The organism is Halorubrum tibetense, from assembly GCF_042661865.1.
Classification (GTDB): Archaea; Halobacteriota; Halobacteria; order Halobacteriales; family Haloferacaceae; genus Halorubrum; species Halorubrum tibetense.
Genome location: NZ_JBHSWW010000049.1, coordinates 1 through 13,713 on the forward strand (window position 1 = coordinate 1; position 13,713 = coordinate 13,713).

General features: G+C 66.5%; 11 protein-coding genes and 1 pseudogene. 2 read left to right on the plus strand and 10 right to left on the minus strand.

Annotated elements, in window-relative coordinates; translation table 11 throughout:
• The 8 genes from argH to ACFQEU_RS05465 all read right to left on the minus strand — a co-directional run.
• The coding region (argH, locus tag ACFQEU_RS05430) for an argininosuccinate lyase (protein WP_379780036.1) at positions 1-1,405 on the minus strand (1,405 nt) is incomplete at its 3' end.
• Between the two features lie 4 nt (positions 1,406-1,409).
• A complete protein-coding gene (locus tag ACFQEU_RS05435; RefSeq protein ID WP_379780038.1) occupies positions 1,410-2,654 on the minus strand; it encodes an argininosuccinate synthase in 1,245 nt (414 codons plus the stop codon).
• Positions 2,655-3,068: 414 nt separating this feature from the next.
• Positions 3,069-4,406 (minus strand): glutamate-1-semialdehyde 2,1-aminomutase, encoded by a 1,338-nt coding sequence (gene hemL / locus ACFQEU_RS05440; protein ID WP_379780040.1) that lies wholly within the window; start codon positions 4,404-4,406, stop codon positions 3,069-3,071.
• 159 nt (positions 4,407-4,565) lie between these two features.
• Positions 4,566-6,248: an ammonium transporter gene (locus tag ACFQEU_RS05445; protein ID WP_379780058.1), complete on the minus strand. Its 1,683-nt coding sequence runs from the start codon at positions 6,246-6,248 to the stop codon at positions 4,566-4,568.
• Positions 6,249-6,697: 449 nt separating this feature from the next.
• Positions 6,698-7,729, minus strand: a complete 1,032-nt coding sequence (radA, locus tag ACFQEU_RS05450) for a DNA repair and recombination protein RadA (protein ID WP_379780042.1) — start codon at positions 7,727-7,729, stop codon at positions 6,698-6,700.
• Positions 7,730-8,073: 344 nt separating this feature from the next.
• Complete coding sequence (locus tag ACFQEU_RS05455; RefSeq protein WP_379780044.1) at positions 8,074-8,574, minus strand: amino acid-binding protein; 501 nt, start codon at positions 8,572-8,574, stop codon at positions 8,074-8,076.
• A gap of 68 nt (positions 8,575-8,642) precedes the next feature.
• Positions 8,643-9,113: a histidine kinase gene (locus ACFQEU_RS05460; protein ID WP_379780046.1), complete on the minus strand. Its 471-nt coding sequence runs from the start codon at positions 9,111-9,113 to the stop codon at positions 8,643-8,645.
• Between the two features lie 105 nt (positions 9,114-9,218).
• Entirely contained in the window at positions 9,219-9,815 is a 597-nt protein-coding gene (locus ACFQEU_RS05465) for a PAS domain-containing protein (RefSeq protein WP_379780048.1), read from the minus strand.
• A gap of 226 nt (positions 9,816-10,041) precedes the next feature.
• On the opposite strand from ACFQEU_RS05465, the gene ACFQEU_RS05470 reads away from it, so the two are divergent.
• Positions 10,042-12,231 carry an ATP-dependent DNA helicase gene (locus tag ACFQEU_RS05470; RefSeq protein WP_379780051.1) on the plus strand — a complete coding sequence of 730 codons (2,190 nt, stop codon included), beginning with the start codon at positions 10,042-10,044 and terminating at the stop codon, positions 12,229-12,231.
• 72 nt (positions 12,232-12,303) lie between these two features.
• Here ACFQEU_RS05470 and ACFQEU_RS05475 read toward each other — a convergent pair whose 3' ends face one another.
• Positions 12,304-12,675, minus strand: a complete 372-nt coding sequence (locus ACFQEU_RS05475) for a DUF7473 family protein (protein ID WP_379780054.1) — start codon at positions 12,673-12,675, stop codon at positions 12,304-12,306.
• Positions 12,676-12,827: 152 nt separating this feature from the next.
• Positions 12,828-13,388 (minus strand): TATA-box-binding protein, encoded by a 561-nt coding sequence (locus ACFQEU_RS05480; RefSeq protein ID WP_379780056.1) that lies wholly within the window; start codon positions 13,386-13,388, stop codon positions 12,828-12,830.
• A 134-nt stretch (positions 13,389-13,522) separates the two neighbouring features.
• On the opposite strand from ACFQEU_RS05480, the pseudogene ACFQEU_RS05485 reads away from it, so the two are divergent.
• Positions 13,523-13,713 (plus strand): annotated as a pseudogene (locus tag ACFQEU_RS05485) (TIGR01177 family methyltransferase); the annotation flags it as partial.

Genomic DNA, 13,713 nt, shown 5'->3' on the forward strand with positions numbered 1-13,713 from the left:
CGAGACCGGCTTGGTCGGCATCGAGTCGCCCATCGAGCGTGGCGAGCTCGTCGCTCACCGCCTCAGGGGCGGGGCCGCCGACGGAGTCGCGGCTCGCGACGCTGGCGGTCGGGTCGAGTGCACGTTCCACGTCCGCACGGGTCACGTGCTCGAAGAGGGACTCACCGGATACCTCTCGTGCGGCGTCGTCAACTTTTGCGGCCGCCGTTTCCGGGTCGTCGCCGTCCGCTATCGACGTGGCGGCAGTCGCGACGATCTCGTGTGCCGTCCGGAACGGGAGGCCGCTCATCGCGAGCAGGTCGGCGATCCGCGTCGCCGTCGAGAACCCGTCGCCCGCGGCGTCCGCGAGCGTCGTCTCGTCCCACTCGGCGGTCGCGACCGCGCCCGCGACGACTTCCGTCGCGTCGCTCACGGAATCGACCGCGGTCCACGCGTGCGGCGTCGCCTCCTGTAAGTCGAGGTTGTACGCGCGTGGTAACCCCTTCAGTGTCGTCAGCAATCCGGTCAGCTCTCCAGTCGCGGTGCCGGCCGTGGCACGGACCAGCTCGACCGGGTCCGGGTTCTTCTTTTGCGGCATGATCGAAGACGTCGACGAGTAGTCGTCCGACAGCTCCAAGAACCCCTTGTTCGCGTAGACGATCAGGTCTTCCGCGATCCCCGAGAGCGTCGTCGCGTGCGTGGCGAGGGCCGCCGTCGTCTCGGCGAGAAAGTCCCGGCCGGCCGAGGCGTCCATCGAGTTGCGGACGACCCCGTCGAACCCGAGCAGCTCGGCAGTGCGGTCGCGATCGATATCGAACGGCGTCCCCGCGAACGCGGCCGCGCCGAGCGGTGACCGATTCGTCCGCTCGTACGCGCCGAGCAGGCGTTCCGTGTCGCGGGCGATCGCCCCCTCATAAGAGAGCAGGTAGTGAGCGACGGTCGTCGGCTGGGCCGGCTGGAGGTGGGTGTAGCCGGGCATCACGGCTCCCGTGTGCTCACCGGCGACCGACAGCAGCGCCTCGCGCAGCGTCAGCGTCGCCGCGACCGCGTCCAGCACGTCCCCGCGCAGCCGATACCGGATACAAGTCGCTACTTCGTCGTTCCGCGAGCGGGCGGTGTGCATGCGCCCGCCGTCCGGGCCGACGCGGTCGATAACTGCGGTCTCGATCGCCTCGTGGACGTCCTCGCCGTCCGGAAGCGCGCCGTGACCGGCAGCCTCCACGTCGTCGAGCGCGGCGAGGATCTCGCCCGCAATCGCGTCGTCGACGATCCCCTGCTCGGCGAGCATCACTACGTGCGCGCGGTCCACCGCGAGGTCGGCCGCGAAGATTCGCTCGTCAGCGTCGAGGCTCGACATGAACTCGCGGGCGGGGCCGCCGCTGAAGCGACCGCGGCGGACGGCCGTACCGGGATCGTCGCTGGTCATGTGGTTACTCGCTCGTTTCGTTCGTCGCGTCGTCGGCTCCGGTACCCCCGTCCGTCGTCAGCTCGGGCCGCTCGACGTTCGCTTTCACGTCGTTGGCGAGACGCTCTTGGAGCCCGTGGTACTTCGCGACGCCCGTGGCGTCCGACTGGGCGATGCCGGCGACGTCCTCGGTGTTGAACGAGGCCATCTCCTCGGAGTACACCGCGTACTCGGAGTCGCGAGCGACGACGCGGCAGTTGCCGCCGGAGACCTTCACCGTGGCCGTGCCCGTCACCACGTCCTGCGTCTCGTCGACGAAGGCGTCGAGCGCGTCGACGACGGGCGCGAACACCAACCCTTGGTACGCCTTCTCGGACCACTCCTGTTCGATCCCCTTCTTGAACGAGCGCTCGTTTTTCGTCAACACGAGGTCCTCGAGCGCCCCGTGTGCCGTGAGCAGCACCGTCGCGGCCGGGTGCTCGTAGTTCTCGCGCACCTTCAGCCCGAGCATGCGGTCCTCCATCACGTCGGTGCGGCCGATCCCGTAGCCGCCGGCGTACTCGTTGAGGTACTGGATGAGCGGGACGGGGTCCATCGCCTCGCCGTCGACGGCGACGGGGACGCCCTCCTCGAACTCGATCTCGATGGTGGTCTCCCCCTCCGGCTCGGCGGTCCACTCGTAGATGTCCTCGGGCGGCTCGTAGTTCGGGTTCTCCAGCTTCCCGCCCTCGACCGCGCGCGACCAGATGTTCTCGTCGATCGACCAGACGCCACCGTCGCCCGCCTCGACGGGCAGCTCCTTCTCGGCGGCGTACTCGATCTCCCACTCCCGCGTCAACCCGAGCTCGCGGACAGGGGCGATCACTTCGAGATCGGAACCACGCCAGACCGCCTCAAACCGGAGCTGGTCGTTCCCCTTGCCCGTACAGCCGTGTGCGATCGCGTCACACCCCTCGTCCTCGGCGACGCCGAGGATCGCCTCCGCGATGACGGGGCGCGCGAGAGCCGTCCCGAGCGGGTAGCCCTGATACGTCGCGTTGGCCTTTACGGCGTCGAAACACAGGTCCGCGAACTCCGCTTTCGCGTCGACGACGTGGAGATCGAGCCCCAGCGCCTCGGCGGTCTCCTCCGCCTCGTCGAACTCCTCGGTCGGCTGTCCGACGTCGACGTTGACGCCGATCACCTCGTCGTAGCCGTACTCCTCTTTCAGTAGTGGTACACAAACCGTGGTGTCGAGCCCCCCGCTGAACGCGAGTGCAACGCTTGCCATTACGAGAGTACAGTACGCTTACGACCTTAAATTCGTCGATCTAGTAATTGAAAAGAATTGGCAGAGACGACGCTACCGACGGACACAGCAGTGACTCTACGGAACGAAACGGCGCGAACGCGACGAGGGAAGTGAAGTTAGTGGCCTCGAGGGGCCGGTCGTCGCGCCGCGCCGGAAACCGGTCGCGGTCGGACGCCTCGTCGCGGTCGCGGGGCTCGTCGGCCTCGGAAGAGCGTGGCCGCCGGACGAGCCGCCGCGGTCATTACGAACACATAACTGATCAGTCGTATAAAAACGTTCCGTCACACGCCTTCCCGTGTCACGGTTTCGAACCCGATCGCGCCGCCGGCCGCCGATCCGGCCGGCCGGCAAGCGCACGGGCCTGTCCGGGCGTTCGGGATACGACCAGGGCGGTCAGAGCACCGCTCGATACGCTTCGAGTGTCCGCTCGACGTCCGCCTCGGTGTGCGCGTACGAGGTGAACTGACACTCGAACTGGTTGGCGGTCAGGAACACGCCCTCGTCTTTCATCCCCTGCCAGAACACGCGCTCCCACCGATCCGTCTCCGCGGCGGCGACGTCGGCCCCCGTCTTGGGGCACGACTCGTACCGCGAACACGACGGGTCCTGCCGGCAGCCGCTCATACAACAGTCGGCGTCGTCGTCGGGGGCCTCCCGGGTGAACACGGTCTTGAACATCGAGTCGGTCCCGACGACGGTGTACTCCGGAGCGCGGTCGGCGCAGATCTCCGTGATCCCCTCACGGAGCTGCCGCCCGAGCCGGTTCACGTGCTCGTACACGTCGTTCTCGGCGGCGTACTCCAGGTACGCCTTTCCGGCCGCCATCGTGACCGGGTGTCCGGAGAACGTGCCGGACTGGAACACGTCACCCGCGGGCGTGAACTCCTCGACTATCTCCGCACGGCCGCCGATCGCGCCCACCGGGAACCCGCCGCCGATGATCTTGCCGAACGTCGTCACGTCCGGCGTGACGCCGAACTTCGACTGTGCACAGCCGAGCCCCCCCACCCGAAACCCGGTGATCACCTCGTCGAATATCAGCAGGGACCCGTGGTCGTCACACAGCTCCCGCAACGTCCCGTGGTAGCCGTCGATGGGCATCACGATGCCGGTGTTCGCGAGGATCGGCTCCACGAGCACCGCGGCGATGTCGTCGCCGTGTTCCGCGAACACCGCCTTCGCCGCCTCCGGGTCGTTGAACGGGATCGGTAGGGTGTGTTCGGCGAACGACTCGGGGATCCCCTTCGTCGACGGGTGGTGGCTCTCGGGCGTCCCTTCCACGAGCGTCGACTCCTGTGCACCGTGGTAGCCGCCCTGCATGATCACGACCTTGTCGCGGTCCGTGTACCCGCGCGCCAGTCGGACCGCCGACACCGTCGCTTCCGTCCCCGAGTTGACGAACCGGATCGACTCGACGCTCGGGACGTGCCGCGCCACGAACTCCGCGTGTTCGACCTCGATCTCCGTTGGCGCGCCGTACATCGGGCCCGCGGCCGCGTGCGACTGGACCGCCGCCGAGACGGGATCGGGCATCTCGTGGCCGTACAACAGCGGGCCGTACCCCATCACCCAGTCGATGTATCGGTTACCGTCCGCGTCGATCACGTGGCCGCCGTCGCCCCGCTCGATGAAGAACGGGTGCGGCATCGTCGCACGGACCGAGGAGTTGACTCCGCCCGGCATGACCGACAGCGCCCGGTCGTACAGCTCACGGGAGCGTTCGTGATCCATGTGCGTCGGTTGCGTCGCCGGAATAATAGTCGTTGGCAACCCGGTCGCCCGGGCGGTTCGACGCCGATCGCGAGCGTCGTTCAGTTCGCGTTATTCGGTTCGCGTTATTCGGTTCGCGTCGATCCCCCCGATCACGCGGGCAGTGGATTCGACCGTGTTTCAGACCGCCTCCGGCCCGGTCGCCCCGGTCCGCACCTGCATGGCGTCCTCGACCGGGAGGATGAACACCTTTCCGTCGCCCGGCTCGCCGGTCTTGGCGGCGTCGGCGATCGCCTCGGCGACCTCGTCGGCCGGGATGTCGGCGACCACGACCTCGACTTTCACTTTCTGGTGGAGGTCGACCGTGAACTCCTCGCCGCGCCACTGCCCCTTCTTCGCGGGCTGGCTCCCGCGACCGGAGACGTTCGTCACGGTGAGCGAGGGCGCGTTGATCTCCGCGAGCGCCTGTTTGATCGCTCCGAGCTTGTCCGGACGGACGACCGCGGTGACCATCTTGATCTCGGAGCCGGCTTCCTCGCCGCCGTCGGCGCGCGGGGAGCCCTCGGTGGTGTCGACGACGGAGGAGCCGCCGTCGGTCGCGACGCTCGGCTTGCCGAACTCGGGGTACGTATCGACGCCGTGTTCGCTGACGTCAAGCCCGTCGCGTTCGTGTTCAGGAGTGACGCGGGCCTGCCCGACGGCCTTGAACGCCCCGAAGACGGCCCCCGTCGCGAGCACCGTCCACGCGGTGATGACGACGACCCCGATGACTTGCGAGACGAGGAGGTCCATGGAGAAGCCGTTGACGTGGACGAACGGAAGCGCCAAGACGCCGATGACGCCCGCGGAGCCGTGGACCGGGAACACCGCACAGACGTCGTCGATCTTCATTTTGTCGGAGACGAACTCGAAGACGAGGGGGAGCTGGAGGCCGCAGATCAGCGCGACCAGGATGGCGCCCCACCAGGTGACGAGGTCGGCGATACCGGTGACCGCGACGAGCCCGGCGAGGAGCCCGTTCGCGACGTACAGCGTGTCGACCTTCTTCGTGAGGTACAGCGACCCGATCGCCGCCCCGATGGCGCCGGCGGCCATCCCGACCGTCGTCGCCATCGCGACGCGACCGACCACCGCGAAGCCGTCGAGCGTGAGCGCGCCGTCCTCGACCGCGAAGACGGTCGCGGTCGTCCCGACGTTAAACCCGTACCAGCCGAACGCCAGCACGAGCGTTCCGAGCACCGCGAACGTCATCGAGTGTCCGGGAATGACGTTCGTTGAACCGTCCTCGGCGTAGCGGTCCATGCGCGGCCCGAGCATGTACGCCGCCGTCAGGCCGGCGATACCGCCGACACCGTGAACGATCATGCCGCCGGCGAAGTCCGTGAAGCCGAGGTCGGCGAGGAACCCGCCGCCCCAGGTGATCCCCGCGACGACCGGGTAGATGATCGCCGAGATGGCGATCACGTACGCGACGTATGCACGAAGCTTCGCACGGCCGGCGACCGCACCGGAGACGATGGTCGCTGCCGTCATCGCGAAGACGGCACCGAACAACCAGCCGATCCAGCCGGCGTCAGACGCCGTCAGGGCGGCCGTGAGTGCATCGACGGAGACGCCGCCGCCCCCAATGATCCCCTCGATACCGAAGCCGATCAGGAAGTAGACGATGATCCCGACACCCCACGTCAGTAAGTTCTTCGTCAGCTGGTTCGCGACGTTCTTCGCACGCACCTGCCCTGCCTCCAGCATCGCGAAGCCAGCGTGCATGAAGAAGATGAGGAAACAGACCACGGCGACCCACATCAGGTTGATCCCCTCCACGAGGACGCTCGGGTCCACCGTCGCCAGTACGCCGGTCGTCACGACCACACCACCTCAACTGAACGCATGTCTTCTAGACAGCCAGTTTCGCTCGTGTTCATGTGTTGAATCACGTATCGACTGCGGGGAATACGAATATATAAACGTTCGAGTTGGGTTTCACAACAAAGAGACCTAATAATACTGAACTCGTCCAATATAAGGATGGATGGATGGTATATAAGGTCGTTCTCCCGACGACGATCCGGCAATAGTTGCGATAAAACCGGACGAACGTGTTGTTGTCTTCCCGTCAATTACTGCCAGACTACTCGATATCGGCCCGCTCGACTCCGGGCGCGCCGATTACTGGCGAAAATTGCAATCGGCGGTGCGTCCGATATCGCGTACACGGTTCGAAACCGGCGATATCGGGTGTCTCAAGCGATATCGGCGGAAATTGACGTTCGTAAAGCGTTTCTCACGACGCGTCGCTCGTTCCGCGATCCCGACTACTCCGGTTTCAGGCCGGCACCCTCGACACGCATCACGGCCTCGCCGTCGGCGAGGTTCGGCGCGTCGACGAGACGGACGATCCGCTTGTTCCCCTTCGATTTCCGGAGATACATCCGGAACGTGGAGGCGTGTCCGAGGATGTTTCCGCCGATCGCTTGTGTCGGGTCGCCGAAGTAGGAGTCAGGGTTCGAGGCGACCTGGTTGGTGACGAGGATGGCGGTGTTGAACAGGTCGCCGATCCGCATCAGGTCGTGGAGGTGTTTGTTCAGCTTCTGTTGGCGGTCGGCGAGCTCGCCACGGCCGACGTACTCCGCGCGGAAGTGGGCGGTGAGCGAGTCCACACAGACGATCCGGATGGGCCACTCGCTCTCCTCGTGTTCGCCCGCGAGCTCCTTCGCCTTCTCCGCTAAGAGGATCTGGTGGTTGGAGTTGAACGCTTTCGCGACGTGGATCTGGTCGAGGAACGCGGCGACCAGCTCCTCCATCGCCTCCTCGTCGCTCGGTGTCCCCTCGATCTCGCGCCGCTCCATCTCGTCGGCGAGGATCTCGTCATCGAGGCCGCGGACCATGTCGTCGATCCGCTCCGGCCGGAACGTGTCCTCGGAGTCGACGAAGATACAGCCGCCTTCGAGGCCGCCGTTTTCCTTCGAGAGCTGGACGTTGACGGCCATCTGGTGGGTCACCTGCGACTTCCCTGACCCGAACTCGCCGTACACCTCGGTGATCGACTGGGTCTCGATACCCCCGCCGAGGAGGTCGTCGACCTCGTCGATCTGCCAGGAGAGCTTGCCGATCTCCTGACGGCGTTCGAGCACGGTCGCGCCGGTTTCGAAGCCGCCGACGTCGGCGGCGTCACGGGCGGCGTTGATGATGTCGGCGGCCGAGGACTCGCCGATGTCGGCCGTGTTCGACATCTCGCCGGGGCTCGCGACGGCGATCGACTGGTAGCTCTCGAATCCGTTTTCGACGAGTTTGTCCGCGGTCGCGGGGCCGACTCCGGGAAGGTCCTCGAGTTCGTCTTCTGGCATGTACACGACCGTTGTTCCCCTTCGGATATAAAGCCTGGTTAACACCCTAGTGAAAGTAAAAATTCACCCGTCGACGTCCTCGATTGGCTCGTCTTCGTTCATAAGGCACCACACCGGTTCCGCCGATCGGTCTCGGCGCGAAACTGAAGACGGGAAGAGCCAAGGCGACGGGAATCCGCGGAGCGACGGTAATCCGCGGAACGACGGGAAGAGGCGAGGCAACGGGGAGACGCGAAGCGACGGCTAGACACGGAACCGAACGACGGTCGGGACCCGAAACCGGACGACGAGTCGGTACCCGTTCCAAACGGTCGGCCTCCTTCGACGCGGGGACCGTCCCGCGATCAGAAGCCTACGCGGCGAACGTACGACAGCTCCCGGATCTCGACGAGCAGCTCCCCGGAGAGGTCCGCGTCGGTGATCACGTACAGTTTGGGGTCGTCGGTGAACTCCGGGTCCTCGCTCAACACTTGGCGGATCGAGACGCCGTGGTCCGCAAGGATCCCCGTCACCTCGGCGACGATCCCGGCCTCCCCGGCGGACGCCACCTCGATCGTGAGGACGGTCAGATCGAGGACGGGAGCCAGATCCATCAGGCTCGGCACCGAAGAGATGTTGGTGAAGATCCGTTTCAGTTCGGGGTCGGCGAGGATCGCGTCCGTCGTCGAGTCGACGACGCGCCGATCGACGTCGAGCTCGCGGGCGATCCCGGTGTACGGGATCTCGATCCCGCCCGAAACGACCCGTCCCTCCTCGTTGACGGAGAATCCGCGCTCCAAGAACAGTCTGATGACGGCCTGCTGGCTTGGTGATCCTTCGAACTTCTCTAGGATCTCGTCGAACATTCGTTGCTACTCGTCTACGCCGTGACCGGTTAAAAAGCGGGGTGACGGACCGGCGTGTACGGCGGCGCTCAGTTCGCGACCGCGGCGTAGACGCCGCCGAGGACGACGCCGTAGACGACGTGGCCAACGAGGCTTTCGACGCCGATGTTCGGGAGCGGTGGCGCGCCGCCGAACCCGACTGCGCCCAGCCAGATCGGCATCACGACCACCGCGAGCGCGACCCAGACGAGGAGGCCGTAGCCCGCGCCGACGCCGAGGCTCGTTCCGATCGACTCGCTCACGTCCGGCTTCAGGCCCGCGATCGCCGCGAACCCGAGCCCGATGACCGCGCCGTGGGACATGTGGATCGCCCACCCGATAGCGCCGGCGGGACCCTCGATCCCGTACATCGCCGGGATCCCCATCTCCAGTACGGGCGGTGTCATCACCGACATCATCGCACCGAACACGAGTCCCCCGACCAGTCCGCCGGCGACGCCGGCCTGCCAGTCGCCCGTTTCCGTCGATACGTTCGCTGCCGTCGCGGTTTCGGTTGCCATAACGGCTGGGAGCTCGCCGGGTCGGCATGAATACCTACCTCGGTCGTGCGCTGGTAACACCGGTGTCACCAGAGTTTATATACTCTAAATTTCAAATCAAAGGGATTAGTCGCGAGAACATGGCACACGGACGCCGGACGCGCTCTCCTCGTCCGGGACGGCCGCCTGTAACCCGAACCAGTGTTGCACGGTTCCGTCGGCGTCCGAAACGGGAACGATCGAGACCCGATTGACGAACGGGGTGCCGTCGGCACGGTAATTATATAGTTCGACCGTGACGCTGCTCCAGCCGCGGATCGCTTCCCGAAGCGTCCCGACCGGATCGGGATCGGTTCGAGAGCCCTGTAGTCGCCGGAGGTTCCCGCCCCGCAACTCCGACAAGGAGTAGCCGGTGAGCCGGCACGTGGCGCGGTTCGCGTATACCACCGGATTGTCCTGGTACGCCGGGCCGGTGAGTACGACCCCGATCGGCGCGGCCTCCAGCGTCCAGGCACGCCACACGAGTTCCCGGTCGCGAACCGACATGCCCGTGACGCCCCCTTTCGGATCGAACGTGTCCGGTGTCGTGGTGAGCTGTTCCGTGCCGAATCCGTGTTCCGTCCCGAGCCGGTCGACCGTCTCACGAAACGACCCGACGTCCGCGGTGAGTGTCGTTTCGAGCGCCGCACGTAACTCCGGTCGAGGCCCAGGGGAGTCGTCCACGGGACTCCTTGGAGCTGACATCGTATAACCGGACGTGTTCTCGTCTCCCGCTCGCCCATAGTCGGCGACGGAGTCCATCGCGTTCCGCCACGGTCAGGCGACGAGACTCGGGTCGGAGCCGTCGTCCCGGCGACCGAGGCCGACCCCAGCGACGAGGAGGGCCGCCACGTTCCACTTCCGCCGAGGTACCCGACTCCTTTTGAGCGGTGACGACGAACCGGAACCCGTGTCAGAGTCGTCGCATCTTCGGTTCTTCCCGTACGAGGAGCCGTACCCGAACCAGCGCGAGGCGATGGACCGCATCGCCAACGCCCTGGACCGGGGCCAGGACGTGCTGTTCGAGGGCGCGCCCGGGACGGGGAAGACCCTCTCGGCGCTCGTGCCGGCGCTCGATCACGCGCGCGAACACGATCGGACGGTCGTCATCACGACGAACGTCCACCAGCAGATGCGACAGTTCGTCGAGGACGCGCGGGCGATCACCCGCACCGAGCCGATCCGCGCGGTCGTGTTCAAAGGGAAGTCGTCGATGTGTCACATCGACGTCGACTATCAGGAGTGTCAGACACTCCGCGATACGACCCGTGACCTCGTCGAGACCGAACGTGATGTCGCCGAGCTGGAAGCGCGCCAGCGCGAGCTGCTCGCGGAGAGTCGCGAGGGCGATGCGGGGGCTGCGGAGGCCCGCGAAGCGATCATGGAGGAGCTCGACGACGTCGAGGGCGAGCTCGACGAGTTCGAGACGGCGAACGTGTGTGAGCACTATCACAACAACCTCACCCGCGACACCGACGAGTTCTTCGGGTGGCTGTTCGAGGACGTCCGCACGCCCGACGACGTGTACGCGTACGCCGACGAGCGCGACCTCTGTGGGTACGAGCTGTTGAAAGAGGGGATGGAGGGCGTCGACTTGGTCGTCTGTAACTACCATCATCTCCTCGACCCGAACATCCGCGAGCAGTTCTTCCGCTGGATCGACCGTGATCCCGCCGACATCGTCACGGTGTTCGACGAGGCGCACAACGTCGAGGACGCCGCCCGCGAGCACGCGACTCGAACGCTCACGGAGAACACGCTCGACTCGGCGGTTGAAGAGCTCGCCGACAGCGACGACTCCCGCGCGGCAGCCGCCGAGAACGTGCTCACCGCGTTCCGGGACGCGCTCGTCGACACGTACGACGACGCCCTCGGTTTCGGCGCGCGCGAAGGGGTCGGAGAGAACTGGGAGGACGTCTCCGTCGCCAACGACAACCGCCGCGACGATCTCACCATGGCGTTCCTCGACCGGTACGCGGGGCGGGGGATCGATACCGAGACCGAGCTCGCCGTCCAGCTCGGAGGGGCGCTCGACGAGGAGTACGAACGACAGTACCGTGAGGGCGAGACGACGAGCCGAAAGGAGTCGGCCACCCTCCAGGCGGCCCGGTTCGTCGCGACGTGGATGGAGGAAGGGACCGCACTCGGCCAGTACCCGGTCGTCTCGGTGCGCCGCGACGCCGGGACGGACGAGGTGTACGGCCGCGCGGAGCTGTACACCTGTATCCCGCGGTCGGTCACGTCGGCGCTGTTCGACGAGGTCGCGGCTTCAGTCCTGATGAGCGCGACGCTCCGCCCGTTCGACGTGACGGAGGACGTGCTCGGACTGGAGGACGTCGCCACGCTCGCGTACGGGATGGCGTACCCCGAGAGGAACCGACGGACGTTCGCGGTCGATATCCCGCCGCTGTTCGCGTCCGAACGTAACGACCCCGAGACGCAGGAAGCGGTCGCCGGCCTGTTACGCGACGCGATCCGGTTCACCCCGGGGAACACGCTCGCCTTCTTTCCGTCGTACGGCGAGGCGGAGCGGTACTACGAACGACTCGGCGGCGATTCCGGGGTCGCCGACGCGGATCTCGGATCGCTGTTTCTCGACGGCTCGGGCACGGACGAGGAGCGGCTTCGACGGGAGTTCGTCGCGAGCGAGAACGGGACGCTGTTCACCTCGCTGTGGGGGACGCTCGCGGAGGGCGTGAGCTTCGACGCCGACGACGCCCGGACGGTCGTCGTCGTCGGCGTGCCGTATCCGCACCTCTCGGACCGGATGGAAGCGGTCCAGGAGGCGTACGACCGGGCGTTCGCCGACCGCGACCGCGCCCGCGATCCGGGATGGGCGTACGCCGTCGAGATCCCTACGATCCGGAAGACCCGCCAGGCAGTCGGCCGCGTTGTCCGCGGCCCCGACGATTTCGGCGTCCGGATCCTCGCTGATCGCCGATACACGACCGCGGATATGGGGAAATACTCCGTCCGGGGCGCGTTCCCGCCCGAGGAGCGCGAGGAGCTACTCGACGTCGACCCGGAGAAGCTGAAGTTCGCCATGCTGAACTTCTACGGCGACCACGACGCCTACGACGGTGATCCGCCGACGCCGTGAGTCGTGACCGGCGATTCCGAAACCCGCGGTCGCCGTACCTCGTCGTGGGCGGGGCAACCGCCGGAACGACGGTTATCCCGGCCTGGTCGCGAGTAGGAGCGTGATCCCGCCAAGGACGACGCCGAGGAGCACGGTCACGACGACGTGGACGGCTGTCACGGCGGCGAGTACTCGACGACTCTCGATCTCATAGCTCCAGCGGAACATCGCGGCGTCGATCGCGAGCGCGACCGGAACCGTCACCGCGGTCGGGATGGCGAACGCGCCGCCGACGACCCCGACGACCGCCGGTAGCGGCCCGACGTACAGCGCCCGTCGCGGATCGGCCCCATCGAGGACGTTGCGGGCGGCGAGGTGTGCGGTGAGCGAGAGGAACAGCGCGAACAGGACGGTCGTTCCCAACACCGCCGTCGGCGTCGCCGTCTGTGCGGTCACCACGGACATACCGGTGGTACGTGCCACGACCTAAAAGGGACCGCGGGATCGGTCCGGTCCGGCTACGGCCGTCCGACGGGACTCATGGCGTTCGCTGGGTCGGGCGGGGTTCGTCTGGACGTGGCGTTCGCTGTGTGTTCGGCGTCGATCGCGCCCGCGAGTCAGGCCAGTAAGCCGAGTCCGTCCAGTTCTTCGACGATGACGTCCACCGCCTCGCGGGCGTCGTCGGGGTCGGTACCGCCGGTGATCACGAGCTTCCCGCTGCCGAACAGCAGCGCGACCACGTCCGGATCGTCGATCCGGTACACGAGCCCGGGGAACTGCTCGGGCTCGTACTCGATGTGTTCCAGTCCGAGTCCGATCGCGATCGCGTTGAGGTTGAGGCTCTCGCCGAGGTCGGCCGACGTGACGATGTTCTGGACCGTGATCTCGGGGTCATCGTCGATCGGGATCTGTAGCGCCCGGAGCTTCTCGAAGACGATCCCGAGGCTCTCGTGAACCGCCTCGGTGGAGTTCGCGCCGGTACAGACGATCTTCCCGGATCGAAAGATCAGCGCCGCGGACTTCGGCTCCGCGGTCCGGTAGACGAGTCCCGGGAACTGTTCGGGGTCGTAGTCGGCCCCCTCGAGGTCCATCGCGACGCTTTGGAGATCGAGCTCCTGTCCGATCCCGGTCGAGGCAACGACGTTCTCTATCGAGATCGTATCCTTCGGATCGGCCATCACTACATAAATACTGATTTAAAAGAGTAAAAAGGTTGTCGGCACCGATCCGACCGTCCCGTCTCACGGGGTCCCGCCGTGTTCCGTCGCTCGGATCCGCTACGCTCATGCGGCGGGCGGCCGGACGGAGTCCCGTGTACTGGCTCGAACTGGCCGGCGAAACCGACGCGTTCGCCGCCTACGAGGCGTCGACCGCCGCGACCGGTGTCGAACTGCTCGCTCCGGGGGTCGCGCGTGCCGGGAGCGTCGCGACCGGTGTCGTCGACCTCGCGTACACCCGTGCAGCCCACGAGGCCGTCGCCCGAACCGACGCCGACCTCGCGAG

What these genes read in the sequence shown, in the direction of transcription:
- ACFQEU_RS05435 (WP_379780038.1), bottom strand. Translation starts at nt 2,654, where the DNA reads ATGGCAAGCGTTGCACTCGCGTTCAGCGGGGGGCTCGACACCACGGTT.
- hemL (WP_379780040.1), bottom strand. Translation starts at nt 4,406, where the DNA reads ATGGATCACGAACGCTCCCGTGAGCTGTACGACCGGGCGCTGTCGGTC.
- radA (WP_379780042.1), bottom strand. Translation starts at nt 7,729, where the DNA reads ATGCCAGAAGACGAACTCGAGGACCTTCCCGGAGTCGGCCCCGCGACC.
- ACFQEU_RS05455 (WP_379780044.1), bottom strand. Translation starts at nt 8,574, where the DNA reads ATGTTCGACGAGATCCTAGAGAAGTTCGAAGGATCACCAAGCCAGCAG.
- ACFQEU_RS05460 (WP_379780046.1), bottom strand. Translation starts at nt 9,113, where the DNA reads ATGGCAACCGAAACCGCGACGGCAGCGAACGTATCGACGGAAACGGGC.
- ACFQEU_RS05475 (WP_379780054.1), bottom strand. Translation starts at nt 12,675, where the DNA reads ATGTCCGTGGTGACCGCACAGACGGCGACGCCGACGGCGGTGTTGGGA.
- ACFQEU_RS05480 (WP_379780056.1), bottom strand. Translation starts at nt 13,388, where the DNA reads ATGGCCGATCCGAAGGATACGATCTCGATAGAGAACGTCGTTGCCTCG.